A 24567-nucleotide genomic window follows, 5' to 3' on the forward strand; every position below is an offset into this window, starting at 1 on the left:
CGGGGGGGGGGGCCCCCCGGCCCGGGGGGGCCCCGGGGGGGGCGCCGGGGGGGGCCCGGGGCCTCCCCCCCGGGGCCCCCGGGCGTCCGCTGTCTCCGGGGGCACCGACCTCGGTCGGCTGCCGCGCCCGGCCCGACCTCAGTCGGCAAGCTCCTTCGACTCGGTGGTCTCGAAGACGACCAGCTCGGTGAGGCGCAGCCGCAGCCGCTCCCGCAGCTGGTCGGGCGCGGTCTCGTTGCCGCAGCAGCGGGCCACCAGCGCCCGCACCTCCTGCTCGATGCCGTACTCGCGCAGGCACGGGCCGCACTCGTCGAGGTGGTGCCGGATCAGCGTGCGCCGCTCCTCGGCGCACTCCAGATCCAGGTAGAGGTAGACCTCCGCGATGACCTCGCGGCAATCCGTCTCGTGCGGATCTCCACAGCTCATGTCAGACCTCCCGGCCGGCGGAAGCGGTCGAGCCCTTCTTCGACGCCGCGGCGCTGAAGCCCCGCTCTGCGGCGTACTGTTCGAGCAGCTTGCGCAGGTTACGCCGGCCCCGGTGCAGACGCGACATGACCGTGCCGATCGGCGTACCCATGATGTCGGCGACCTCCTTGTAGGAGAAGCCCTCGACGTCGGTGAGGTAGACGGCCAGGCGGAACTCCTCCGGCAACTGCTGGAGGGCCTCCTTGACGTCGCTGTCCGGCAGCCGGTCCAGCGCCTCGGTCTCGGCCGAACGCAGCCCGCTGGAGGTGTGCGACTCGGCCTCGGCGAGCTGCCAGTCGGTGATCTCGTCGGTCGGCGCCTGGATGGGCTGGCGCTGCCGCTTGCGGTAGGAGTTGATGTAGGTGTTGGTCAGGATCCGGTAGAGCCAGGCCTTCAGGTTCGTGCCCTGCTCGAACTGGTGGAAGGCGGCGTACGCCTTCAGGTAGGTCTCCTGGACCAGGTCCTCGGCATCCGCCGGGTTGCGGGTCATCCGCAGCCCGGCAGCGTAGAGCTGATCGACGAAGGGCATCGCGTCCCGCTCGAAGCGGGCCCTGCGCTCGTCCGTCTTCTCGGTCGTCAACCGCACATCCCCTCGCGTCGGATGCTTTCCCGCCGAGGATACGCGTACGGACGTGCCCGCAGATTCACTTCCGGCGGGTGTGCTCGTACTCACCGTGTGCGTGCTCACCGCGGCCGGGCCGACCGGCGGCACCACCGCGGGCCAGTCCGGGCCGCCCAGCAGCCGTCGCAACTGCCGCGCTCCCCGCTCGTCCCGTTCCCGGACCCGCGTCTCGGTCGGCACCGGTCTCCCCCCTCGCCAGAAATGTCGTCCCGGGGGGTGCAACGCCCCCGACGGGGCGGGGCATTCCGCTCACCTCCCCCGTTCCTGGTCCCGGCGCCGGCGGAGGCCGACGCTGGGACCAGGAAGGGCCTGGGAGGACCGGCGCCGCCCGCCCGAACCGGGCGTCCGGCGCCATCCGATGCAACGACCCGCCGCGGCAGGCGGACACGGCCCGCCGGAGCGCCCGGCGGGGCGGCGGGGGCGGCGTTCAGCCTCGCGCCCAGCCCCGCCCGCGCAGCCAGTCGCGCACCACGGCGGCCGTGCCGGCCGGGTCCCCCCGCAGGTCGTGCCGCTCCCCCGGGCGGGTCACCACGTGCACCCCTGACCCCGGCTCCGGCACCCCGAACGGGTCACGGTCGCCGTTGACCACGAGGGTCGGCAGGCCGGTCGCCAGCTCCGCCGCCCGCGACCGCTCCGGGCGGCCGGGCGGATGCAGCGGGAACGCGAGCGCGACGACCCCGGCGGCGCCCACCGCGGGCGCGGTGCGGCACGCCACCCGCGCGCCGCTGGACCGGCCGCCCACCAGCAGGGGTACGCCGGGATGCCGCTGCCGCAGCACGGCGAGCACGGCGGTCCACGCCTCGTCGAGGTGCCCCGCCGGTGCCGGCGCACGGCGTCCGGCGAGGCGGTACGGCTGGGTCACCCGGGCCACCACCAGCCCGGCGTCGACCGCCGCGTCCCGGAGCGCACGCAGGTCGGGAGCGTCGACGTCGCCGCCCGCGCCGTGCCCGAGCACCAGCAGGGCGCTCGGCGCACCCGCCGGCAGGTCGGTGTCGACCCGGGCGGGCCCGCGCGGGGTGGGTACGTCGTCGTCCTCGGCCATCGGCCCATTCTGCGGCGTCCGGGGCACGACAGGCAGCCGGCCCGCCGAGGTGGCGGGCCGGCTGCGACCGGTTCAGTCGACGGTCAGCTCAGCGGCACCAGGGTGAGCAGCCGGTCCCGGACCGGCGGACCCGCCTCGCGGGCGGCGTCCGGATCCGGTTGCACCTCGTCGCGCCAGGCGACCAGCATCGCCCGCCGTTCGCGCGGTGTGGTGCCGCCCCAGACGCCGTGGCAGTCACCCACGTCCAGCGCCCAGGCCAGGCAGGATCCCTGCACGTCACAGCTGCGGCAGAGCGCGACGGCCGCGTCGGCCGGCTCGTTCGGCGCCGGAAAGAACGTTTCCGGGTCGACGTTCTGGCAGGTTCCCCTGGTGCGCCACGCCTCGTCCTGTCGCCGCTCCCGCAACGCCCGCAACAGCCGCGGATCCCGTCGTGCGGTGGCCACCTCGTGCGGCCGGGGCATACGTGCCCGTGTCATCCACCCACCTCCCCCGTGGGACCGGCAAGATCGGTGTGCGTCGTCCGCCCCGTGCGAGTCGCGCCCACTACCGGCGCTGTGTTGTATCGCACTTCCGGACACCGGGACAAGACTTCACGGCGAATATGGGTGAACGTCGGGGCGACGATTCGCCCGCAACTCTGGCAAATCACGCCCGACAATGTGTCGGACTGTCAGAAGAGCGTCATTTCCTCCGGCGCGGCGGCCCGGGCGAGCGGCACCCTCTCGGTCAACTGCGGCCCGTCGTTACGCACGTCGCCCACCGCCGTGCCCACCGGGCGGATCTCCAGCGCCGCGAGCCAGTCGGGCGGGGGCGGCGCGAGCAGGCCCTCCGGCTCGTCGGTCGACAGCCACGCCCCCCAGCGGTCGCGGGGCAGCAGCAGCGGCATCCGGTCGTGCACCTCGGCCAACTCGCCCAACGCGGCGGTGGTGAGCACGCTGAAGGTCAGCAGCGGGCCGCCGGAGCCGTCCCAGACCGACCAGATGCCGGCGAAGGCGAGCACCGAGCCGTCCGACGGGGTCATGTAGTAGGGCTGCTTGCGCCCGTCGGCCGCGCGGACCCACTCGTACCAGCCGTCGGCGGGGACGAGGCAGCGGCGGCGGGCGAAGGCCCCGGCGTACGCCCGGCTGGTGGCGACCGTCTCGGCGCGGGCGTTGATCATGCGGGCGGCGCCCGCGGGCGACCTGGACCAGGACGGCACCAGGCCCCAGCGGCCGACCGACAGCGCGCGGTGGCCCTCCGGGCTGACCCGCACCAGCGGCACCGGATCGGTGGGCGCGACGTTGTGGTCGGGGCCTACCCCGTCGCCGGTCTCGTCCTGGGACTCGAACAGCGCGCTCAGGTCGCCCGCGCTCCGGGTCGTCGCGTACCTCCCGCACATGCCGCACACGCTAACCCGCCGCGCGCCGCCCGGCTGTCCCGCTGACCGGGAGGACGCGTGCCGGCCGGCGCCACCCGCCGTCGGACGCGGCAGAATGTAACCGTGGGGAACCTGATCGCGACCCGGCCGCCGCAGCCGTGGACCGCTCCGACCGCCTCCGACCCGGTCGCGGCGACGCTGCGCCTGCCCGGGTCCAAGTCGATGACCGCGCGCGCCCTGGTGCTGAGCGCGCTGGCCGGGGGACCGTCGACCCTGGCCGGGCCGCTGCGCGCGCGGGACACCGAGCTGATGGCCGCCGGGCTGCGCGCGATGGGCGCGCACATGTCGATCAGCGACGACGAGCGCTGGCTGGTCCGCCCCCACCCGCTGGTCGGCCCCGCGCACGTCGACGTCGGCCTGGCCGGCACCGTGATGCGCTTCGTCCCGCCCGTGGCGGGCCTGGCCGACGGGCGGATCACCTTCGACGGCGACCCGCAGGCGCGCACCCGGCCCCTCGGCCCGCTGATCGGGGCGCTGCGCTCCCTCGGCGCGCGCGTGGACGCGCCCGCCACCGGCAGCCTGCCGCTGACCGTGCTCGGCGCCGGGCGGGTGGCCGGCGGCGAGGTGGTGATCGACGCGTCCGCCTCCAGCCAGCTGGTCTCCGGGCTGCTGCTGGCCGCGCCGCGCTTCGACCGGGGCGTGGTGGTCCGGCACGTGGGCCCGCCGGTGCCCTCCGCGCCGCACCTGCGGATGACGGTGCAGATGCTCCGGGCCGCCGGCGCGGCGGTCGACGACGGCACCCCCGACGTGTGGGTGGTCGAGCCGGGCCCGCTGACGGGGCGCGGCTGGGAGATCGAGCCGGATCTCTCGGGTGCCGTGCCGTTCTTCGCCGCCGCCCTGGTGACCGGCGGCGAGGTGACCCTCCAGGGCTGGCCGCGCAGCAGCGCCCAGCCCGTCGAGCAGCTCCGCTCGCTGCTCCAGCGGATGGGCGGCGAGGTGACCCTCTCCACCGACGGGCTGACGGTCCGGGGCACCGGCGCGGTGCACGGCATCGAGGCCGACCTCTCCGACGTCAGCGAGCTGACCCCGGCGCTCACCGCGCTGGCCATGCTCGCCGACTCGCCGTCGGTGTTCACCGGCGTCGGCCACATCCGCGGCCACGAGACCGACCGGCTGACCGCGCTGGCGCGGGAGTTCGCCGCCCTGGGCGCCGACATCGCCGAGTCCCCCGACGGGCTCGAGATCCGGCCCCGGCCGCTGCACGGCGGGGTGTTCGAGACCTACCACGACCACCGGATGGCGCACGCCGCCGCCGTGGCCGGCCTGGCCGTCCCCGGCATCGAGTTGAGCGACGTGGCATGCACCTCGAAGACCATGCCCGAGTTTCCGGCACTATGGTCGGCGTTGGTGACCGGCAAGAGCTGACACGACGGGGGGCGGGTCCTGGCGACCAGACGGCGGGAGTACGACGAGGACGACGTCCGGGTGCGGCCCGGCAAGTCGTCGCGCCCGCGTACCCGCACCCGACCCCGGCACTCCGACGCGGTGGACGGCTTCGTGATCGCCGTCGACCGGGGCCGCTACACGTGCGTGCCGCCCGACGCCGAGCCGGACGCGCCCCTGGTCACCGCGATGCGGGCCCGGGAGCTGGGGCGCAAGTCGGTGGTGGTCGGCGACCGCGTCGGCCTGGTCGGGGACACCTCCGGCGCGGCCGGGGCGCTGGCCCGGATCGTCCGGATCGCCGAACGGACGTCGGTGCTGCGGCGCACCGCCGACGACGACGAGACCACCGCCGAGGGACGCCTGGAACGGGTGGTCGTCGCCAACGCCGACCAGCTGGTCATCGTGAGCGCGCTGGCCGACCCGCCGCCGCGCACCGGCTTCATCGACCGGTGCCTGGTGGCCGCGTACGACGCCGGCATCGAGCCGCTGCTCTGCCTCACCAAGGCCGACCTGGCCGGCCCCGAGGCGGTGCTCGACTACTACGCCGAGCTGGAGCTGCCGTACGTGCTGATCCGCCCGGACTCCGACCTCGACGCCCTGCGCGACCTGCTCGCCGGGCGGATCTCGGTCATGGTCGGGCACTCCGGGGTGGGCAAGTCGACGCTGGTCAACCGCCTCGTGCCGGACGCCGCCCGGGCGGTCGGCACGGTCAGCGCGATCGGCCGGGGCCGGCACACCTCCACGAGCGCGGTGGCGCTGCGACTGCCCCGGGACCCGGCGCACGGCGGGAACGCCCCCGCCGGCTGGATCGTCGACACCCCGGGGGTACGCAGCTTCGGGCTCGCGCACGTCTCCGCCGACAGCCTGCTGCACGGCTTCCCCGACCTGGTCGAGGGGACGGTCGACTGCCCCGCCAACTGCCCGCACACGCCGGACGAGACCGCCTGCGGGCTGGACGCCTGGATCGCCGCCGGCAAGGCCGACGCGCGGCGGCTGGCCTCGTACCGCCGGCTGCTGGCCTCCCGGTCGGGCGAGGGCGACGCGCGCGAACCCGACCAGCGGAATCCCGGCGACCCGCTCGCGGGGTCCTGACCCGGTCGCCGCTACCGTTTGGGCATGCCCGGGTACGCCGACGACCTCGCCCTCGCCCACCTGCTCGCCGACGCCGCCGACGCCGTCTCCACGGCCCGGTTCCGCGCGCTCGACCTGCGGGTCGAGGCGAAACCCGACCTGACCCCGGTCTCCGACGCGGACACCGCGGTGGAGCGGGAGATCCGGGCGCTGCTGGCCGTGCACCGGCCGGCCGACGGTCTGCTGGGCGAGGAGTACGGCGAGGAGCCCGCCAGCGGCCCGGACGGTCGCCGCTGGGTGGTCGACCCGATCGACGGCACGAAGAACTTCATCCGGGGCGTGCCCGTGTGGGCCACCCTGATCGCGCTGCTGGAGGGGGACCGCCCGGTCGCCGGACTGGTCTCCGCGCCGGCGCTCGGCCGCCGCTGGTGGGGCGCGCTCGGCGAGGGCGCGTACGCGGGGCCGGACGCCGCCGGTGGCACGCCGATCCGGGTCTCCGCGGTACGGGACCTCGCGGACGCGAGCTTCTGCTACTCGTCGCTGACGGGGTGGGAGTCCGCCGGGCGGCTGGACGCGATGCTCCAGCTCATGCGGGACACCTGGCGCAGCCGGGCGTACGGCGACTTCTACGGCTACATGCTGCTGGCCGAGGGCGCGCTGGACGTGATGGTGGAGCCGGAGCTGTCGCTGTGGGACGTCGCCGCGCTCGTGCCGATCGTCACCGAGGCGGGCGGGACGTTCACCGACCTGGCCGGCCGGCCCGCCCCCTCCGGCGACGCCGGCACCGAGAGCAGCGCCGTTGCCAGCAACGGCGCGCTGCACGCCGACATCCTCGCCCGGCTGGGTCGGCCAACCGAGCACTGACCTCCGGCAGCCTCTATCCTCGCCAGGTGGTCTCCTCCGGTTGGTGCTTCCTCGCGGCCATGATCGTCGCGTACGGCGTCGCCAACCTGCTCCAGTCGGTGGCCGCCGCCCGCACCACCGTGCACCACTCCTTCGACCCGGGACTGCTGCTGCGGCTGGCGGGGCACCGCACGTACCTGGTCGGGCTCGGCTGCCAGGTCGCCGGGTTCGTGCTGGCCCTGCTCGCCCGCCGGGACCTGCCGCTGTTCCTGGTCCAGTCCAGCGTCGCCGCCGGGCTCGGGGTCACCGCTCTGCTCGGCGTGCTGGTGCTGAAGTGGCGGCTGCCGGCCGCCGAGGTGGCCCTGCTGGTGCTGCTGTTCGCCGGCATCACCGCGCTGGTGCTCTCCGCCGAGCCCGCGCCGGCCAAGCCGCTCGGCACCGCCGGCCTGATCGCCCTGGCGGTGGCGCTCGGCGTGATCGCCGTGATCGGCTTCTTCGCCGTACGCCTGCACGGGGCACCCGGCTCGGTGGCGCTCGGCGCGCTGGCCGGGCTGGCGTTCTCCGCCGCCGCGGTGGCCGCCCGGCCCCTCGCCTCCGCCCCGACGCCGGAGGCGTTCGTCCAGGATCCGCTGCTCTACCTGCTGATCGTCCACTCGGTCGTCGGCCAGCTGCTGCTCGGCCTGGCCATGCAACGCGGCTCGACCACGGCCGCCGTGGCGGCGATGGACGCCGCCGGGGCGGTGCCCGCCGCGATCGTCGGCCTGCTCCTGCTCAACGACAAGATCTGGCCCGGGCGGGAGTGGCTCGCCGCGGTCGGGTTCCTGGTCACCCTCGCGGCGGTCATCGGTCTCACCCGGTACGCCGAACCCCAGCACCACCACGCGGTGGCCGGGGAACGCGACCGGCGCATGGTGGGCGTCGGAGCGCCCGGTCGCCCCCTCTGAACGGGCCCGGGAGCGGCCGGCCCGGGTCAGGCCGCCTCGGACCGCCAGCGCCGGTCAGGCCGCCTCGACCGCCGGCCCCGGTCAGGCCGCCTCGACCGGCTTGCGGCGGCTCACCACCCGCTCGTAGAGGCGCTCCAGCGCGCCCGCCGTCCGCTCCCAGGTGTAGCTGCACCGCACCCGGTCGACGGCGGCGTGCCCGTACGCGAACCGCCCGGCGTTGTCGGCGAGCAGCCGGCGCAGCGTCACGCCCAGCGCGCGGACGTCGCCCGGCGGCACCAACCGGCCGGTGACCTCGTCGACCACGGCGTCGGCGATCCCGCCCATCGAGTAGCCGACGACCGGCACCCCGCAGGCCATCGCCTCCAGCGACACCCGGCCGGCGGACGAGTAGTGCGGGGTGCAGGCGACCACGTCCGCCGAGCGGTACCAGGTGGCCATCTGTTCGTGCGGCACCGCGCCCACCAGCTTCACCTGGTCGGCCACCCCGCTGCGCTCGGCCAGCTCGCGCAGCCGCCGGGCCTCGGCGTGGTTGGCGAGCTGCCCGACGGGCGGGCCGCCGGCGATCACCAGCTCGGCGTCGCCGACCAGTCGCATGGCCCGGATCAGGTCCTCCTGGCCGTGCCCGGCCGAGAGCCCGCCGACGGAGAGGATCCGGGCCCGCTGGTCGCGGGGCGCGGCCTCGCCGTCGGGGTGGAACTGCGCGGTGTCGACGCCGGCCGGCACCATCGCCACGGAGGCGCGTTGCAACCCCATCCGGGTCAGCTCGTCGACCTCGTCGTTGCACTGGGCGACCGCGATGTCCACCGCCCGGGTCAGCGCCCGCTCCAGCGGGATCCGCTCCCCCGGCCCGTCGTACTGCCGGCCGAGGTGGCGCAGCTGCTCGACGCCGAGGGAGTGGAACGTCTGCACCACCGGGACGTCCGTCTCGCGGACCGCGTGCGCGGCGGCCAGCCCGCCGACCCAGTAGTGCCCGTGCACCACCTCGGGACGCCAGTCGCCCGTCCACCTCTCGGCCAGCCAGGCGCCGAACGCGGACACGTGCGGCACCAGTTCGGCGGTGGGCAGCGGGGCGGCCGGGCCGATCGGCACCCGCTCCACCCGGTAGCCCTCGACCGTCGCCGTCTCCGGCAGGGCCGGGTCGTCGCGGCGTTCGTACACCCGGACGTCGTGGCCCCGCGCGGCGAGTTCGGCGGCGACCCGGGCGATGTGCTGGTGGGTGCCGACGGGCAGGCCGTCGGTGCCCCTGGACGGGCCGGCGTGCGCGCAGACGAGGCCGACGCGCATGGGTCACCTCCATGCGATCTTCTCAAGCGGTGGTCCTCGGTCAGAGGGTCCCATTAACCGAACCCCCGGGAGCCGAAACCTGGCAGATCGGGAAGAGCCCGGCGGGTGCTTGCGCGACGGCAACTGTTGCGGGACGGGCGACACCCCGATCCGGGGCCGCGAGTATCCGACCGGCGCCGGCCGCATGACCCCTGCCCACGGGGGTACGGGCGAGGAATGCCTCTCACCCGCAGCCTCGCCGACGCCACCGTCGTGCTCACCGGCGCCTCCAGCGGCATCGGTACGGCCACCGCGTACGCCCTCGCCCGGCGTGGCACCGCCGTGGTGCTGGCCGCCCGCAGCGAAGCGGCGCTGGAGGAGGTCGCCGTGCGGTGCCGGGAGCTGGGCGGGCGGGCGCTGGCGGTGCCGACCGACGTGACCGACCCGGCGGCCGTCGAGCGGCTCGCCGCCCGCGCGGTCGCCGAGTTCGGGCGGATCGACGGCTGGATCAACAACGCCGCGGTCGGCGCGGTCGGGCTCTTCGACGAGATCCCCGTGGCGGAGTTCCGCCGGGTGCTGGAGGTCAACCTGCTGGGCGCCGCGTACGGCACCAGGGCCGCCCTGCCCCACCTGAGCGCGGCGGGTGGCGGGGTGCTGGTCAACAACGCCTCCGTGCTGGCCGAGGTGGCGATGCCCTACCAGTCGGCGTACAACGCCACGAAGCACGGCATCCGCGGGCTGGCCGACACGGTCCGCCAGGAGATGCGGGTCACCGGGCGGGGCAACATCTCCATCTGCACGGTGCTGCCGGCCACCATCGACACCCCGTTCTTCCGGCACGCCGCCAACCACAGCGGCCGGGAGTTGGTGCCGCCGCCCCCGGTCTACCCGCCGGAGGTGGTGGCCGAGACGATCGTCCGGCTGCTACGCCGCCCGAGGCGCGAGGCGTACGCCGGCGGCGCCGCCCGGCTGATCGGCCTCCAGTGGCGGCTCGCCCCGGCGTTCGCCGAGCGGGTCCTCGGCTGGTACGCGCACCGCACCCAGTTCGGGCCCGCCCCACGGCCGGAGAGCACCGGCAACGTCTTCCACGCCGACGCGGCGGCGCGGCGCGAGGGCGGCTGGCACGGCCGGCGGCGGCACCTGGTGCGGATGACCGCCGCCTTCGGGCTGGCCGCAGCGGGGACGGCCGTCGGGACGGTGGCCGCGATGACCCGCCGCGCGGGAACGAAACGCTGATGCCGGGGGCCGAGCGGTCGGGTGCGCGGTCCGGGCGGACGGTGCACGGTGCGCTGCCCGGCCCGCAGGGCGGGACGGAGCCGATCATGTCCACCGACGCGGGCTGCCGGGTGGAGGCGGATGAGGCGTCCGGCGTGCTCCGGCTGACCGGGACACTCGACCGGTCCGGCGTCGACGTGGTGCGCGACGGCCTGCTCGCCCAGCTCTGTTGCCGACCCGGCCCGGTCCTCGCCGACCTCACCGCCCTGCGGGTGGCCGACCCGGCCGCCCGGGACGTCTTCGCCGAGGTGTGCCGGGAGGTACGCGACTGGCCCGCCGCCGACCTGCTGCTCTGCGATCCGACCGGCGCCGTCGAGGGGGTGCCGGCCTGGCCGACCCTGGCCGGGGCGCTGGCCGGGCTGGCCGCCGCGCCGCTGGCCGCGGTGGTCGAGACCGACCTTCCCCCCGCCGTCGGGGCGGCCCGGCAGGCCCGGCAGCTCGTGACGGAGGGCTGCGGGCGCTGGGGCCTGCCCGAGCTGATCGAGCCGGCCGGCATCGCGGTCACCGAGATGGTGAACAACGTGGTCGCCCACGCGCACACTCCGATGACGGTCCGCCTGGCACCCCGGGGCAGCGCGCTGCACCTGGCGGTACGCGACCACTCGCCGCGCCAGCCGGCGTTCACCGGGCAGGCGCCGCTGGACACCGCGGGCGGGCGCGGCCTGCTGCTGATCGACACCGTCACCCGCAGCTGGGGCAGCAGCCGGGTGCCGGACGGCAAGGTCGTCTGGTGCGTGCTGCACGCCGACGACGAGAGCACCGCCCACCTCGGCTGACCGCCACCCCGATTCCTGCCCCGGCGTCCCCCGACGTGCCCCTTCCGCCCGGATGGCCACGGGCGGCACCGGTTATGCCGGGAGGGCAGTGGGTAGTGATCAGCCATGCGCGACGACGAGTACCCGACCCCCGTGTCCGACCCCGAGGCGGAGGGCCTGCCCGACACCGCCGACGACGACTCGACCGCCAACGACGACGTCCTGACCGGGCGCGAGGCGGACGGTCCGGAGCCCGCCCAGCTGCCGGGCGACCGGACGCCGGTGGCGGTGGACCGGTACGGGAACACCGCCGAGGAGCAGCTCGACGGCGAGTCGCTGGACTACAAGCTCGACCGGGAGCAGCACGAACGCCCGGCCGACGACCCGCTCGCCGGCCCCGTCGACCCGGACATCGCCGCCGAGGCCGACAGCGAGGAGGCGGCGGCGCAGGCGCAGCTCGACGCGGACGTCATGGATCCCGGCCCCACCTCCGACCCGGACTCGCCGGTGTCCCTCTACGACCACGGCAAGCTGGGCAGCGTCAGCGACAGCCAGGTCGGCCGGCTCGTCGAACCGGACGAGGGGGCGCACACCGACCAGGAGACCGACTCGGTGGCGTACGACGCCGGTTCGGCCGGCGGCGGCGCGAGCGCCGAGGAGCTGGCCATCCACGAGACGCGTCCGCCGCACTCGGTCTGAACCGGCCCGGGGGCCGTCAGGGAACCCTTCGGGGGCGGTTCCCCGGCGGCCCTCAGTCGTCGAGGCCCCGTTCGATCGCGTACCGGGTCAGCTCGACCCGGTTGTGCAGTTGGAGCTTGCCGAGCGTGTTCTGCACGTGGTTCTGCACGGTGCGGTGGGCCAGCCCGAGCCGCTCGGCGATCTGCTTGTAGGACATCCCCTTGGCGACCAGGCGCAGCACCTCGGTCTCCCGGTCGGTGAGCCGGGGCGCCGGGCCGGCACCCCGGGCGTCGCGGCCGGCGGCCTGTCCGGCGCCGTCCGGGTCGGCCGCGAGCCGCCGGTACTCGCCGAGGACCAGCCCGGCCAGGCCGGGCGTGAAGACGGGCTCCCCCGCCGCCGTCCGGCGCACCGCCTCCAGGAACTCCGCCGGGGCGGCCGACTTGACCAGGTAGCCGGTGGCGCCCGCCTTCACCGCGTCGAGCACGCTCTGCTGCTCGCCGCTGGCCGAGAGCATCAGCACCCGCACCTCCGGCAGCACGGCGCGCAGCCCGCGGACCACCTCCACCCCCGAGACGTCCGGCAGTTGCAGGTCGAGGATCACCACGTCCGGCCGGGCGGCGGCGGCCACCCGCAGCGCCTGCCGACCCTCCCCGCTGGCGGCGACGACGACGTGGCCGGCCTCGGTGAGGTCCCGGGCCACCCCCTCCCGCCACATCGGGTGGTCGTCGACCACCATCACCCGTACGCCTGTCACGGTTGTCCCTCCCTCGGAACGGTCAGTTCCAGCTCGGTGCCGGCGCCCGGCGCGGAGGTGATCCGCACCGTGCCGCCGAGGTCGGCGAGGCGGCCCCGGATCGACCGGGCGACGCCGAGCCGGCCCTCGGCGGCGGCCTCCTCCAGCCGGCCGTCCGGAAACCCCGGCCCCTCGTCGCGGATCGACACGGTCACCGTCGTCCCCTCGTCCTCGACGAGCACCCAGGCCCGCCCGTCGGTGTGCCGGGCCACGTTGTCGAGGGCGGCGGCGGTCGCGGCGGCCAGTTCGTGGGCGGCCCGCCCGGGCAGGGGCACCGGGGTGGCCGGCGCGGACAGCGAGACCGTCGCCGAGGCGTAGCGGCCGAGCAGCCCACGCAGGTCCACCGGCCCGCCGTGGGCGGTGGGCGCGACCGGCGTGGCGCCGCCGATCAGGGCGCGCAGCGCGGCCTCCTGTTCCCCGGCGAGCCGGGCCAGCTCCCCTGCCTCGCCGTCCAGGTGGGCGCCGCGCCGCTGCACCAGCGCCAGCACCTGGAGCACGCCGTCGTGGATGTCCCGGGCCAGCCGCTCCCGCTCCCGGGTGGCGGCCTCCAGCTCCACCGCCCGGTGCAGCCGCTCCTCGGCGGTCACCGCCAGCCGGGCGACGTGCCCGACCACCACGCCGGCGAGCAGCAGCAGGATCGTCCCGGTGAGCGACGACTGGCCGATCCGTTCGCGGGTGGCGAGGTCCACCGCGCCGAGCGCCAGCGCGGCGACCGTGCCTCGGCGCCGGCCGCCGGAGACCGCCCAGGCCAGCACCGGTCCGGCCAGCCAGGCCACGGTGAGGCTGGGCACGCCGGCGGCGAGCGCCGTCCGCCCGATCACCCACGGGGTGGCCAGCATGATGCCGACGACGACCCCCAGGTCCGCCAGGAGCAGCGGCCAGCCTCGGCGGGCCGGGTGGGCGTAGCCGACGGCGGTCACGCCGGTCCAGGCCGCCATCAGCAGGACCAGGCCGCCGGCCGCGAACGGATGGGCGTACCGGTCGGCGTCCCGGAGCGCCACCACGCAGACGTACGCCAGGGAGGCCACCCGGAACACGGCGATGGCGCGCCAGAGCGGGACCTCGAAACCACCGGGCGGCGTCGACACGCCCGTCACGATGCCACAGCCGCCAGGACGGTCCTGTGGGCCGTCGGATGCGGCCGGAGAAACCCTGACGTACGGTGGAAATGCCGCGAAACATCCACGATCCGCTGTCGGGACGGGGCCATGACGAATGCGGAACCCGGAGCACAGCGTACGGTTGTGCCCATCGAACCTTCCCTCCTCATCGCCGAGGCCTTCGACCAGGCCCAGGTGACCGGGCTTCGCCACTCGGTCACCTCCTGCGCGCACGCGGCGGGGCTGAGCGGGCAGCGGCTGGACGACTTCGTGCTCGCGGTCAACGAGTTGATCACCAACGCGGTCCGGCACGGCGGCGGCCGGGGCTGGCTGCGGCTGTGGCGGGAGTCGGGCCACCTGTTCTGCGAGGTCGCCGACCACGGGCAGGGAATCAGCACGCAGCGGCTGGGCGACCGGAGCCGCCCCGCCGCCGACACCGCCGGCGGATGGGGTCTCTGGCTGGCCCGGGAGCTGAGCGACAGCATGGACGTGGAGACCGGCGCCCGCGGCACGACGGTCCGCATCAGCACCGCCGTCGCGGCTCCCCAGCACACCGGCCGCCACCGCCGCGACTGACCCCGGCGGGACCTGCGGCCCGGGGCGGGTCAGGCGAAGAGGGCGCTCACCGATTCGCCGTTGTGGATCCGGCGCATCGCCTCGGCCAGGGCCGGCGCCACGGACAGGATCTCCAGCTTCGGCACCCGCTTGTCGGCGGGGATCGGCACCGTGTTCGTGCAGACGATCTCCAGCACGCCCTCCTGCTCACTCAGCCGCTGCAACGCGCCGCTGGAGAAGAGGCCGTGGGTGCAGGCCAGCCGGATCGAGCGGACCCGGAGCTCGCGCAGGTGCTCCATCAGCTCGATCACCGTACTGCCCTTGGCGATCTCGTCGTCCAGCACGATCACGTCCCGGTCGGTCACGTCGCCGATCACCGCGCTGATCTTGACCCGGTCGTCGCTGAACCGCTGCTTCGCCCCGGCGGCCACCGGGGTGCCGAGCCGCCGCGCGAACGCCGCCGCCTCCTTGGCGTTGCCGAGGTCCGGCGAGACCACCACCGTGTTGCTCAGGTCGTAGCGGGTGAAGTGGTCGGCCAGCTCGCGCAGCGCGTGCAGGTGGTCGACCGGCACGCTGAAGAAGCCGTGCACCTGGGGCGAGTGCAGGGTCATCGCCAGCACCCGGTCCGCGCCCGCCGAGGTGAGCAGGTCGGCGACGAGCCGCCCGCCGATCGAGATGCGCGGCGCGTCCTTCTTGTCGGAGCGCGCGTACGCGTAGTGCGGCAGCACCACGGTGATCCGGCCGGCCGAAGCACCCCGGGCCGCGTCGATCATGAGCAGCAGCTCGACCAGGTTCTCCTGCACGGGCGGCACCAACGGCTGGATCAGGAAGACGTCCCGCTCCCGGCAGTTGGCCTGCAACTGCACTTCCAGGCAGTCGTTGGCGAACCGGGAGACCCGCACCGGGTGCAGCGGCACGTCGAGATGGGTGCAGATCTCGGCGGCGAGTTCGGGGTGGGCGGTACCACTGAAGACGGCGATGTCACGCACGTCCGCACATCGTACGGACGTGATCGGGACCCGTTCCGCGGCGGGGCCCGCCGCCGGCCGGCGAAGATCGGTCGGGCCGGGTACGGTGCTGCCGTGACCCCCCAGTACGTCGCCGCCATCGACCAGGGCACCACCTCCTCGCGGTGCATCGTCTTCGACCGGGCCGGGGAGATCGTCTCCGTCGCCCAGCGGGAGCACCGGCAGATCTTCCCCCGGCCGGGCTGGGTGGAGCACGACGCCGAGGAGATCTGGGACAACGTCCAGCGGGTGGTCCGGGAGGCGCTGCACGCCGCCGGCACCGACGCCGCCGGGCTCGCCGCCGTGGGCATCACCAACCAGCGGGAGACCACGCTCGTCTGGGACCGGGCCACCGGGCGGCCGGTGGCCAACGCGATCGTCTGGCAGGACACCCGCACCGCGCCGCTGCTGCGTGAGCTCGACCAGGCGCACGGCGAGGAGCGGTTCCGCTCCCGCACCGGCCTGCCGCTGGCCACCTACTTCGCCGGGCCGAAGCTGCGGTGGCTGCTGGATCACGTCGACGGGCTGCGCGGGCGCGCCGAGGCCGGCGAGGTGCTCTTCGGCACGATGGACAGCTGGCTGATCTGGAAGCTCACCGGCCGGCACGTCACCGACGTGACAAACGCCAGCCGCACCCTGCTGATGGACCTGAGCACCCTCGACTGGGACCCGGAGCTGCTCGACGCGATGGGGGTGCCGGCCGCGATGCTGCCGGAGATCCGCAGCTCCGCCGAGGTCTACGGGGAGGCCACCGGCGTCCTGGCCGGGGTGCCGGTCGCCAGCGCGCTCGGCGACCAGCAGGCCGCCCTGTTCGGGCAGACCTGCTTCCAGCCGGGCGAGGCCAAGTGCACCTACGGCACCGGCAGCTTCCTGCTGCTCAACACCGGCGCCAGCCCGGTCCCCTCCACCCACGGCCTGCTCACCACGGTCGCCTACCGCATCCAGGGCCAGCCCGCCGCGTACGCGCTGGAGGGGGCGATCGCGGTCACCGGCTCGCTGGTGCAGTGGCTGCGTGACAACCTCGGGCTGATCTCCACCGCGCCCGAGGTGGAGGAGTTGGCCCGCACCGTCGACGACAACGGCGGCTGCTACGTCGTGCCGGCCTTCTCCGGGCTGTTCGCCCCGCACTGGCGCAGCGACGCGCGCGGGATCATCGCCGGGCTGACCGGCTACATCACCAAGGGCCACCTGGCCCGGGCCGCGCTGGAGGCGTCCGCCTGGCAGACCCGCGAGGTGGTCGACGCGATGAACGCCGACTCCGACGTGGCGTTGCGCCGGCTGCGGGTCGACGGCGGGATGACCGCCAACGGGCTGCTGATGCAGTTCCTCGCCGACGTGCTCGACGTGCCGGTGGTCCGGTCCCGGATCACCGAGACCACCTGCCTCGGCGCGGCGTACGCGGCCGGCCTGGCGGTCGGCTTCTGGCCGGACCTGGCGACGCTGCGTGGCCAGTGGCGCTCCGACGCGCAGTGGGAGTCGACGATGGAACCGGCGCACCGGGAGCGGGAGCTGCGCAACTGGCGCAAGGCCGTCCAGCGCACCCTCGACTGGGTGGACTGACCGCCGCGCCGCCCGGAACCTCGTCGAGGCCGCCCGGCATCGGTCGAGGCCGCCCAGCCCGTTGGGCACCGGCGGCCCCCCGCTCAGTCCCAGCGGTTGCCGGTCAGCTTCTCGTAGACGTCGACGTAGCGGGCCCGGGTCGCCTCGACCACCTCGGCCGGCACCTCAGGCGCCGGGCCCTGCCGGTCCCAGCCGCTCTCCACCGCCCAGTCCCGGACGTACTGCTTGTCGTAGGAGAACTGCGCCCGGCCCGGCTGGTACGACTCCGCCGGCCAGAACCGGGACGAGTCGGAGGTGAGCAGCTCGTCGCCGACGGTCAGCGTGCCGTCCGGCGCCCAGCCCAGCTCGATCTTGGTGTCGGCGACCAGGATGCCCCGGTCGGCGGCCAGCTCGGCCCCCCGGCGGTAGACGTCGAGCGTGATCCGGCGCAGCCGCTCGGCGGTCTCGGCGCCGACCTTGTCCACCACCTCGGCGAAGGTGATCGGCTCGTCGTGCTCGCCCACCGGCGCCTTGGTCGACGGGGTGAAGATCGGCTCGGGCAGGATGGACGCCTCGACCAGCCCGCGCGGCAGCTCGACGCCGGAGACCGCGCCGGTGCGCTGGTACTCCTTCAGGCCGCCGCCGGTCAGGTAGCCCCGGGCGACGCACTCCACCGCGACCATCTCCAGCCGCCGGCAGCGGATCGCCCGACCGGCGAACTCCGCCGGCACGTCGGTGGCGGAGATGACGTGGTTCGGCACCAGGTCGGCGAGCTGCTCGAACCACCACAGCGAGAGCGCGGTGAGCAGCTTGCCCTTGTCGGGGATCGGCGTCGGCAGCACCACGTCGTAGATCGAGATGCGGTCGGAGGCGACCAGGATCAGGTCCTCGCCGTCGGCGTAGACATCCCTCACCTTGCCCGAGTGCAGAAGTTCCACGCGCCCTAGTACACCATGCGGGCCGGCCACGGCCTCCGCCGGTGGCTGCGGGCATCGATGCGTACGCCTGGGATGTGGTGGTGTGGCCGGACGTACGTTGACACCCTCGCGCGCGCCTGCGTGAATGATCCGGCCGCCCGCCCCACCGGTCCGCCAGGAGTTCTTCGTGCCCGTTGCCCGATCCCCGCTGCCCCGCGCCGAAGCGGATCCGGGCCGACGTCGGGTGCTCGCCGCGATGCTGGGTGCGCCGGTGCTCGCGACCGGCGGGCTCACCGGGTGCACCGAGGGCCGGACGGCCCCCGAGGAGACCGGGCCCGTCGAGCTGTCGGTCTTCTGGTACGGCGGGGCGAAGCGGGCCGAACTCACCGAGCGGGTGCTGCGGCTCTACACCGACCGCAATCCCCGCGTCGGTTTCCGGATCACCTGGCAGGGCGCCGGCGGCTACTACGACCGGCTGGCCACCCAGGCCGCGGGCGGCAACGTGCCCGACCTGATCCAGCTCGACGACAGCATGCTCGCCGAGTACGCCCGCCGCGAGATCGTCCTGGACCTCAGCGGGTACGTCGCCGACCACCGCCTGGACCTGCGCACCCTGCCCCAGGGCCTGGTCCGGTACGGGCAGGTCGACGGCCGTACGGTCGGCGTCGCAGCGGCACAGACCGCCGCCGCCGTGGTCTACGACCGCACGCTGCTGCGCCGGCTGCGGCTGCCCGAGCCGAACACGGGAATGTCCTGGGCGGAGTACGTCGCCTGGGCGCGACGGGTCACCCGGGCGAGCGACGGCCGGGTGGCCGGCACGATGGACCCGTCCGGCGACTACCGGGCGCTCTGGCTCTGGCTGCGCGGCCAGGGCGGTGAGTTCTACCGCGGTCGACAGCTCGGCTTCGACGCCGACGCGCTGATCGAATGGTTCGACCTGTGGCGGCGTGCCCGCTCCAGCCGGGCCACCCCGAGCGCCGCACTCGTGGAGCAGGCCGACGGCGGCGAACCCATCCAGCAGCTCGTGGTCACCGGCGCGACGGCCGCCTCGTTCGCCTGGTCGCACCAGCTACCGGAACTCCAACGCCTCACCGACGCCGAGCTGGGCCTGGCCGCCATGCCGGGTCCCCCGGAGGCTCAGTGGCACCGGGCGTCGATGTACTGGGCGGCCTTCCGCGGCACCCGGCACCCCGACCTGGTCGCCGACGTGATCAACTTCCTGACCGGCAACGGCGAGGCGGGCAGCGTGCTCGGTCACGAGCGCGGGCTCAGCCCCAGCCTCGCCGTGCGCAGCTACGTCGAGGGCAGCATCACCGAGCCGGCGCAGCGGCGCGCGGCCGCCCTCGGCACCGCACTGGCCGCCCGGCTGGGACCGGCGCCCAGCCCACCGCCGCAGGGCCACCCCCGGGTGCGGGCGCTGCTGCTGGAGGCCGCCGAGAGCATCCGCGGCGGCCGGACCGGCCCTCGGGCGGCGACGACCCGCTTCATGGCCCGGGCGGACGCGGCGCTGGCCGGATAGGGCCGGTCACCACGAGGCCGCCACCGGCGGGGGTGCCGGGTCGGATGTCCTGCCTCGGCCGAGGCAGGGCAGGGCACCGTCGCGCTGCCGGAACACCGGCGCGCCAGCGGCCGCCTCAGCGCGGCGGACCGCCTCGGCGGTTGCGCATCATGCGCATCAGGAGGAAGACGACGCCGGCCACCACGACCAGGCAGCAGAGCAGGCCGATGAAGCCGAAGCCGCCACCACCGCGCCGCCGCCGCGCGGCCTCCACCACGAGCTCACCCGTGCCGGTGGACGCCCAGGCCGCGACGGGCACGAACACCGACAACACGACCGCACCGAAAACGGCGGTCAACCGGCCCCACCACTTACCGAAAGAAGACATGCCCACATCTTCGCCGACAACCGCAACCTCGGCACGTCGGTCAACGAGGAACGCGCGCCGCGCCCGGGCACGCCTGGCACCGTTCCGTTGGTCGGCCCGCGCCCCGCACCGCGAGCACCCGGAGCACGGAGTCGTGGATGTCCCAGGCTCGCCACTCCCGCCGGCCGGCCCGCATGTCGGCGGGTGCGTCGTAGTCCGGGGGTGATGAAGCCCGTCGTCGACCGATGCGACACGTCGACGCCGGAGGCAAGATCCGAAGAGGCCCCGGAGAGAATCTCCGGGGCCTCTTCGACGTGGTAGCGGGGACAGGATTTGAACCTGCGACCTCTGGGTTATGAGCCCAGCGAGCTACCGAGCTGCTCCACCCCGCGTCGGCTCGTTAACTCTAGCGCACCCGACGGGCGATGATCAGCGGACCCCCGATCCTGCGGTAGACCCTGCCCTGACCAGCGCAAACCGGCGCCGGAGGTCGGCACGAGGCACCCGACGCCCCAGCCCGACTCACGCCGCGCCCGGCCGCAGTGGCGGTAATGGCACATCTCGGTCCGCTTCCGGGCTCCCGGCCACCTCCGGGCACCGGCCCGCTTCCGGGCTGCCTCCTTTGGCGCGCACGCTGCCTTCTCGCGCGCGCGAGAATCCGGTGATCAGGACGCCATGGACGTTATCCGGGCTTTTTAAGGTCCATGGAGTCCTGATCACGCCGCTGCACGCCCGCCTGTCCGGTCGTTCGGCCGTGCGTCCGTCGCCAGTGGTGGCCGTTCGCGTTCCTGCGCGACCGGTCGCGGTTCTCGCCGCCGTGTTGTCGCCCCCGCCGATGCCCGCCGACGGATCGCGTGACGTCAGTCACTCCGCCTCCGCGCTGACGCAATGCACGACCGCCGGTCCAGCCAACGGGCGGCGGCAGCGGCAGGCGACGGCAGGCGTTTCAGCGGCAGGTGGGCAGCGGCAGGCGACGGCAGGTGGGCAGCGGCAAGCGGCGGTAGGCGTGCAGCAGGCGGCAGGCAGGCATGCAGCGGCAGGCGGCAAGGAGCCAGAGCCAGAGCTGCGTGATCGTCGGGCAGCGGTGGCCCGGAAATGCGGAACGGCCCCGGATTGAAGTCCGGGGCCGTTCCGACGTGGTAGCGGGGACAGGATTTGAACCTGCGACCTCTGGGTTATGAGCCCAGCGAGCTACCGAGCTGCTCCACCCCGCGTCGGTTCGTATACCGTATCCCACCGACCCCCGTCGCCGCAAAACGACCCCGGGGCCACTCCACGACAACCACGACTTGACGGTGTCTGCGGGCACCTACGTCTCCCGGGCGATGGGGCGGCAACGACGACTGGCTGCTCGCGGAGCGCCCCCCGCACTGGTACTGACCGCACCGACATGTCGAGGCGGTAGTACAGGGCGAGCGCCTGCCACTGGGCGTCCGGCAACCGGCGCAGCGCGCCCGCCAGCAGCACGCCGTCCTCGTTCGGCGGCGGCACCGGTTCAGGCGGCCCGGTGGGTGCGGCTCAACGCCACGTGTGGCGCGCGCCCGCCCCACGCGCCACGCGCCACGCGCCACGCGCCACGCGCCACGCGCCACGCGCCACGCGCCACGCGCCACGCGCCAACGCTGCAATCGCGCCACCGGTCTTGGGCAGCCGGGCGACCACCAGCCGCAGCCGCGCCTCCGGCGCCGGGTAGTCGGCCGGTGCCGCCAGGTCCGGGCGTACGCCTCCTCCACGGCGACGTGGGACGGCGGGTTGCGGTGCCCGGCCGGTGGTCGCGAACGCGACAGCGCCCCCGGTGTCGGGACCGGAACGGTCCGTCGGCCGGGGGCGCTGTGAGGGCGGTGCGGGTCAGCCGCCCGGGGTGGGTGAGGCGCTGCCACCCGGTGCCGGGGACGCCGGGGCGCTGGGCGTCGGGGACGCGGGAGCGCTGGCGCCGGGTGCCGGGGACGCCGGGGTGCTGGCGGCCTGCTGGGCCCGCTGGAAGGCGGTGAGCGCCTCGTCGAGCGCCTTCAACGCGCGCCCGTACCGCTCGAAGTCGCCCGAGGTCTGCGCGGCCCGGACCTCCGCGATGGCGGTCTGTACGCGGTTCGCCGCCTCGGCCAGCTCGCCGGTCAGCGGAGGTGCGGTCCCACCCGGCGGCGTGCCCCCGGCCGGGGGCGGAGTGCCGCCGGCGGGCGGCGGGGTGCCCGGGGCGGCGGCCTGCTTGCCCTGCTCGACGAGCTGCTTGATGCCGTCGGTCACGTTGTTGGCCAGCACCACGTAGGAGCCGCCGTCGCCGTACGACATCAGCACCCGCTGCAACAGCGGCGGCGCGTTCTGCGCGGCGGTCTTCACGTAGACCGGCTCGATGTAGAGCATGCCGTCGCCGAACGGCAGGGAGAGCAGGTTGCCGTACTGCACCTGGGCCTGCTGGGACTGGAGCAGGTTGAGCTGCTGCCGGATGTTCGCGTTGTTGGTCATCGACTGGTGCACCTGCACCGGGCCGGAGACCCGGGTCTGGTCGGGCAGGTCGAGCACCTCCAGCCGCGGCTGCCCGTCCACGTACGACCCGGAGATCAGCGCGGCGAGGTTCTCCCGGCCGTTCGGGGTGACCGCCGAGGTGAGCTGGAAGCGCGCCGACTCCTGGCCGGGGAACTGCGTGTAGAGGTAGTAGGGCGGCTGCTTCTGGCCGGTGTCGGGGGCGTCCGGCACGTTCGGCACCTGCCAGAAGTCCGTCTCGGAGTAGAAGGCGCCGGGGTCGGTCACGTGGAACCGGGTCAGCAGGTTGCGCTGCACCTTGAACAGGTCGGCCGGGTAGCGGAAGTGCTCGGCCAGCTCGGCCGGGATCTCCGACTTTGGCAGCACCAGGTCACCGCCGAACGCCTTGTTCCACGCCTTGAGCACTGGGTCGGTCTCGTCGAACTCGTAGAGCCGGACCGTGCCGTCGTACGCGTCGACGGTGGCCTTCACGGAGTTGCGGATGTAGTTGACGTTCTCCCGGGCGAGCTGGAAGGTGCCCCGCCCGGTCAGCTCGTCGGCCGTCTGCTCCTGGAGGTTGACGCGCTCGGCGTACGGGTAGGTCGCCGCCGTGGTGTAACCGTCGATGATCCACTGGATCCGGCCGTCGACCACCGCCGGGTACGGGTCGCCGTCGAGGGTGAGGAACGGGGCGACCTTCTCCACCCGGTCGCGGGGGTTGCGCACGTAGAGCAGCTTCGAGTTGTCGTTGACCGCGTCGGAGAGCAGGAAGTTCGACTCCTGCTCCTTGATCGCGTAAAGCAGCCGCCGGGTGAACGAGCCGATCTCGACGCCGCCCTCACCGGTGTAGGTGTAGGACTCGCCGCCCTCGCCGACCGGACGGTCGAACTCCGCCTTCCGCGCCGGGTCGCTCTGGCCGACGATCGCGTAGTCGCTGGCGTCCATCCGCTCGCCGTAGTAGACGCGGGGCTGCTTCGCCGCGATCTGCTCGGTCTGCGAGGCACACTGCTCGCTCGTCTGCTGGCCCTGCTCCTTCTGCTGCTCCTGCGGGTCGCCGAGGAAGCCGGAGACGAAGAAGGGCTGACCGCCGCAGACCACCCGGTTGCCGGGCGCCGCCACGAGCCCGTAGCCGTGGGTGTAGACGGTGTGCCGGTTGATCCAGGTGTTCTGCTGGGGGGTCAACTGCCGGTAGTTGACCTCGCGCAGGCCCACCACGTAGTCCTGCACCTTGCCGTTGACGCCGTACCGGTCGACGTCCAGCTTCTCGCCGAAGTCGTAGAACTGCCGGACCTGCTGGCGCTGGGTGTACGTCTCGGAGACCAGTTGCGGGTCGAGCAGCCGGATGTTCGGCACCACGGAGGTGTCCGTGGCGAGGCTCGCCGGCGGGGTCAGGTTGCTCGCCGCGTACGGCGTGGTGGTGGCCGCCTCCAGGCCGAACGCCGAGCGGGTGGCCTTGATGCTCCGCTCGATGTACGGCGCCTCCTTCTCCTTCGCGCTGGGCTTGACCTCGAAGGTCTGCACCGCCCAGGGGTAGACACCGCCGATGGCGACGGCGGAGACGCCCAGCAGGGCGAGCGAGATGCCCGGCCAGACCAGGTTCCGCATCCAGGCGTTGGAGAAGACGATGATCGCGATCGCCACGACGATGGAGATGTAGGCGAGGATCTCCTTGGCGGGCAGCAGCGCGTTGACGTCGGCGTAACCGGCGCCGTAGACGGGGCCGTTGCCGTACTCCAGCAGCATCGCGCGCCGGTCCAGCACGTACGCGAGCGCCTTGAGCAGGACGAAGACCGCGACGAGCGTGCTCAGGTGGGCCCGGGCGGCGTTGGTCATCCGGTCGCCGACGCCCTGGAGGCGGACGCCGCCGAAGACGTAGTGCACGGCGAGCGCGCCGATCACGGAGAGCACCACGGCGGTGAAGCCCACGCCGAGCAGGTAGCGCAGGAACGGCAACTGGAAGACGTAGAAGCCGACGTCGATGCCGAACTCCGGGTCCTTCACGCCGAAGTCCCCGCCGTTGCGGAAGAGCAGCCACTGGTTCCACCGGCTCTGCGCCGACAGCCCGGCGAAGAGGCCGACCACGGTGGCGACCAGCGTGATCCACAGGCCTAGCCGGGGGCCCAGCAGCATCCGGTAACGCTCCAGGGTGGCCTGCTCCGGCGAGTGCGGGCGCATCCGGGGGCGCAGCCGCTGGGCCAGCCAGAGGTTGCCGCCGACTATCAGCGCCATGCCGAGGCCGACGGCGAAGAAGAGCAGCAGCCGGGTCGTCAGCACCCCCGTGAAGACCCCGGTGTAGCGGACCTCGTCGAACCACAGCCAGTCCGTCCACGCCCGGACACCCCAGCCGAGCAGGGTGAAGAGCACGAACACCCCGACCAGGACACCGATCGTGACGCGTCCGCGTCGGCTCATCCTCGGCAGGGGGCTGCTGCTCTTCATGACCACTGTTGGCTCCGCACGCTCGATGTGATCGGCTCCGACCAGGCACCCAGAGTACGGGGTGTTCCTGAACGCGTCGGTCCAAGGTCACACGGCGTCGCGCCGCGCGGCGGAGGCGTCGACGGACGGGCGGCCGG

21 protein-coding genes, 2 tRNA genes and 1 pseudogene are annotated in these 24567 nt (G+C 74.4%); 10 read left to right on the forward strand and 14 right to left on the reverse strand.

Annotation, left to right across the window (positions count from 1 at the left end; translation table 11 throughout):
• Positions 1 to 138: 138 nt before the first annotated feature.
• From rsrA to ACLQ20_RS04625, 5 genes are all read right to left on the reverse strand, one after another.
• Positions 139 to 426 carry a mycothiol system anti-sigma-R factor gene (gene rsrA, locus ACLQ20_RS04605; RefSeq protein ID WP_151457066.1) on the reverse strand — a complete coding sequence of 96 codons (288 nt, stop codon included), beginning with the start codon at positions 424 to 426 and terminating at the stop codon, positions 139 to 141.
• Between the two features lies 1 nt (position 427).
• Entirely contained in the window at positions 428 to 1267 is an 840-nt protein-coding gene (locus ACLQ20_RS04610) for a sigma-70 family RNA polymerase sigma factor (RefSeq protein WP_151457065.1), read from the reverse strand.
• 247 nt (positions 1268 to 1514) lie between these two features.
• Positions 1515 to 2129: an alpha/beta hydrolase family protein gene (locus ACLQ20_RS04615; RefSeq protein ID WP_327029503.1), complete on the reverse strand. Its 615-nt coding sequence runs from the start codon at positions 2127 to 2129 to the stop codon at positions 1515 to 1517.
• A gap of 83 nt (positions 2130 to 2212) precedes the next feature.
• The gene (locus ACLQ20_RS04620; protein WP_121399693.1) at positions 2213 to 2605 is read right to left on the reverse strand and encodes a WhiB family transcriptional regulator; all 393 of its coding nucleotides are present in this window, start codon (positions 2603 to 2605) and stop codon (positions 2213 to 2215) included.
• Positions 2606 to 2799: 194 nt separating this feature from the next.
• Entirely contained in the window at positions 2800 to 3507 is a 708-nt protein-coding gene (locus ACLQ20_RS04625; RefSeq protein ID WP_151455369.1) for an SOS response-associated peptidase, read from the reverse strand.
• A 102-nt stretch (positions 3508 to 3609) separates the two neighbouring features.
• Here ACLQ20_RS04625 and aroA point away from each other — a divergent pair, with 102 nt between their 5' ends.
• From aroA to ACLQ20_RS04645, 4 genes and pseudogenes are all read left to right on the forward strand, one after another.
• Positions 3610 to 4911, forward strand: coding sequence for a 3-phosphoshikimate 1-carboxyvinyltransferase (gene aroA, locus ACLQ20_RS04630; protein ID WP_425854321.1), 1302 nt, complete (start codon positions 3610 to 3612; stop codon positions 4909 to 4911).
• 165 nt (positions 4912 to 5076) lie between these two features.
• Complete coding sequence (rsgA, locus tag ACLQ20_RS04635) at positions 5077 to 6021, forward strand: ribosome small subunit-dependent GTPase A (RefSeq protein ID WP_151455372.1); 945 nt, start codon at positions 5077 to 5079, stop codon at positions 6019 to 6021.
• A gap of 24 nt (positions 6022 to 6045) precedes the next feature.
• Positions 6046 to 6864, forward strand: a complete 819-nt coding sequence (hisN, locus tag ACLQ20_RS04640) for a histidinol-phosphatase (protein WP_151455367.1) — start codon at positions 6046 to 6048, stop codon at positions 6862 to 6864.
• Positions 6865 to 6923: 59 nt separating this feature from the next.
• Positions 6924 to 7914 (forward strand): annotated as a pseudogene (locus ACLQ20_RS04645) (hypothetical protein).
• Here ACLQ20_RS04645 and ACLQ20_RS04650 read toward each other — a convergent pair.
• Complete coding sequence (locus ACLQ20_RS04650; protein ID WP_425854323.1) at positions 7869 to 9071, reverse strand: glycosyltransferase; 1203 nt, start codon at positions 9069 to 9071, stop codon at positions 7869 to 7871. The pseudogene ACLQ20_RS04645 and the gene ACLQ20_RS04650 overlap by 46 nt on opposite strands.
• A gap of 216 nt (positions 9072 to 9287) precedes the next feature.
• Between ACLQ20_RS04650 and ACLQ20_RS04655 the strand changes: the two genes are divergently transcribed.
• The 3 genes from ACLQ20_RS04655 (at position 9288) to ACLQ20_RS04665 (ending at position 11779) form a co-directional block, all read left to right on the forward strand.
• Positions 9288 to 10286: an SDR family oxidoreductase gene (locus ACLQ20_RS04655; RefSeq protein WP_425854325.1), complete on the forward strand. Its 999-nt coding sequence runs from the start codon at positions 9288 to 9290 to the stop codon at positions 10284 to 10286.
• Positions 10287 to 10372: 86 nt separating this feature from the next.
• Positions 10373 to 11101 carry an ATP-binding protein gene (locus ACLQ20_RS04660; protein ID WP_425854326.1) on the forward strand — a complete coding sequence of 243 codons (729 nt, stop codon included), beginning with the start codon at positions 10373 to 10375 and terminating at the stop codon, positions 11099 to 11101.
• 105 nt (positions 11102 to 11206) lie between these two features.
• Complete coding sequence (locus tag ACLQ20_RS04665) at positions 11207 to 11779, forward strand: DUF5709 domain-containing protein (protein ID WP_357579883.1); 573 nt, start codon at positions 11207 to 11209, stop codon at positions 11777 to 11779.
• Positions 11780 to 11831: 52 nt separating this feature from the next.
• Here the strand turns inward: ACLQ20_RS04665 and ACLQ20_RS04670 are convergent, their stop codons facing one another.
• Together ACLQ20_RS04670 and macS are read right to left on the reverse strand one after the other, a co-directional pair.
• Complete coding sequence (locus ACLQ20_RS04670; protein WP_425854816.1) at positions 11832 to 12494, reverse strand: response regulator; 663 nt, start codon at positions 12492 to 12494, stop codon at positions 11832 to 11834.
• 14 nt (positions 12495 to 12508) lie between these two features.
• Entirely contained in the window at positions 12509 to 13639 is a 1131-nt protein-coding gene (macS, locus tag ACLQ20_RS04675; protein WP_425854328.1) for a MacS family sensor histidine kinase, read from the reverse strand.
• 120 nt (positions 13640 to 13759) lie between these two features.
• Between macS and ACLQ20_RS04680 the strand changes: the two genes are divergently transcribed.
• Complete coding sequence (locus ACLQ20_RS04680) at positions 13760 to 14227, forward strand: ATP-binding protein (protein ID WP_425854329.1); 468 nt, start codon at positions 13760 to 13762, stop codon at positions 14225 to 14227.
• A 29-nt stretch (positions 14228 to 14256) separates the two neighbouring features.
• Here the strand turns inward: ACLQ20_RS04680 and ACLQ20_RS04685 are convergent, their stop codons facing one another.
• Positions 14257 to 15195, reverse strand: coding sequence for a ribose-phosphate pyrophosphokinase (locus tag ACLQ20_RS04685; RefSeq protein WP_327029507.1), 939 nt, complete (start codon positions 15193 to 15195; stop codon positions 14257 to 14259).
• Between the two features lie 93 nt (positions 15196 to 15288).
• Here ACLQ20_RS04685 and glpK point away from each other — a divergent pair, with 93 nt between their 5' ends.
• On the forward strand, positions 15289 to 16773 hold the full coding sequence (gene glpK, locus ACLQ20_RS04690) for a glycerol kinase GlpK (protein WP_425854330.1): 1485 nt from the start codon (positions 15289 to 15291) through the stop codon (positions 16771 to 16773).
• Between the two features lie 83 nt (positions 16774 to 16856).
• On the opposite strand, the gene ACLQ20_RS04695 is transcribed toward glpK, so the two are convergent.
• Positions 16857 to 17690 (reverse strand): phosphoribosylaminoimidazolesuccinocarboxamide synthase, encoded by an 834-nt coding sequence (locus tag ACLQ20_RS04695; RefSeq protein ID WP_151455357.1) that lies wholly within the window; start codon positions 17688 to 17690, stop codon positions 16857 to 16859.
• A 166-nt stretch (positions 17691 to 17856) separates the two neighbouring features.
• Between ACLQ20_RS04695 and ACLQ20_RS04700 the strand changes: the two genes are divergently transcribed.
• Complete coding sequence (locus ACLQ20_RS04700) at positions 17857 to 19188, forward strand: ABC transporter substrate-binding protein (protein ID WP_225852276.1); 1332 nt, start codon at positions 17857 to 17859, stop codon at positions 19186 to 19188.
• A 115-nt stretch (positions 19189 to 19303) separates the two neighbouring features.
• Here ACLQ20_RS04700 and ACLQ20_RS04705 read toward each other — a convergent pair whose 3' ends face one another.
• The 4 genes from ACLQ20_RS04705 to ACLQ20_RS04720 form a co-directional block, all read right to left on the reverse strand.
• A complete protein-coding gene (locus ACLQ20_RS04705) occupies positions 19304 to 19555 on the reverse strand; it encodes a hypothetical protein (RefSeq protein ID WP_151455355.1) in 252 nt (83 codons plus the stop codon).
• A gap of 294 nt (positions 19556 to 19849) precedes the next feature.
• Positions 19850 to 19926: transfer RNA gene (locus tag ACLQ20_RS04710), tRNA-Met, on the reverse strand.
• A 745-nt stretch (positions 19927 to 20671) separates the two neighbouring features.
• Positions 20672 to 20748, reverse strand: a tRNA-Met gene (locus ACLQ20_RS04715).
• Positions 20749 to 21382: 634 nt separating this feature from the next.
• Positions 21383 to 24430: a UPF0182 family protein gene (locus ACLQ20_RS04720; protein WP_425854333.1), complete on the reverse strand. Its 3048-nt coding sequence runs from the start codon at positions 24428 to 24430 to the stop codon at positions 21383 to 21385.
• Positions 24431 to 24567 lie beyond the last annotated feature (137 nt).

Origin of the sequence: Micromonospora sp. DT46 (genome assembly GCF_049841735.1) — a bacterium.
GTDB lineage: Bacteria > Actinomycetota > Actinomycetes > Mycobacteriales > Micromonosporaceae > Micromonospora > Micromonospora reichwaldensis.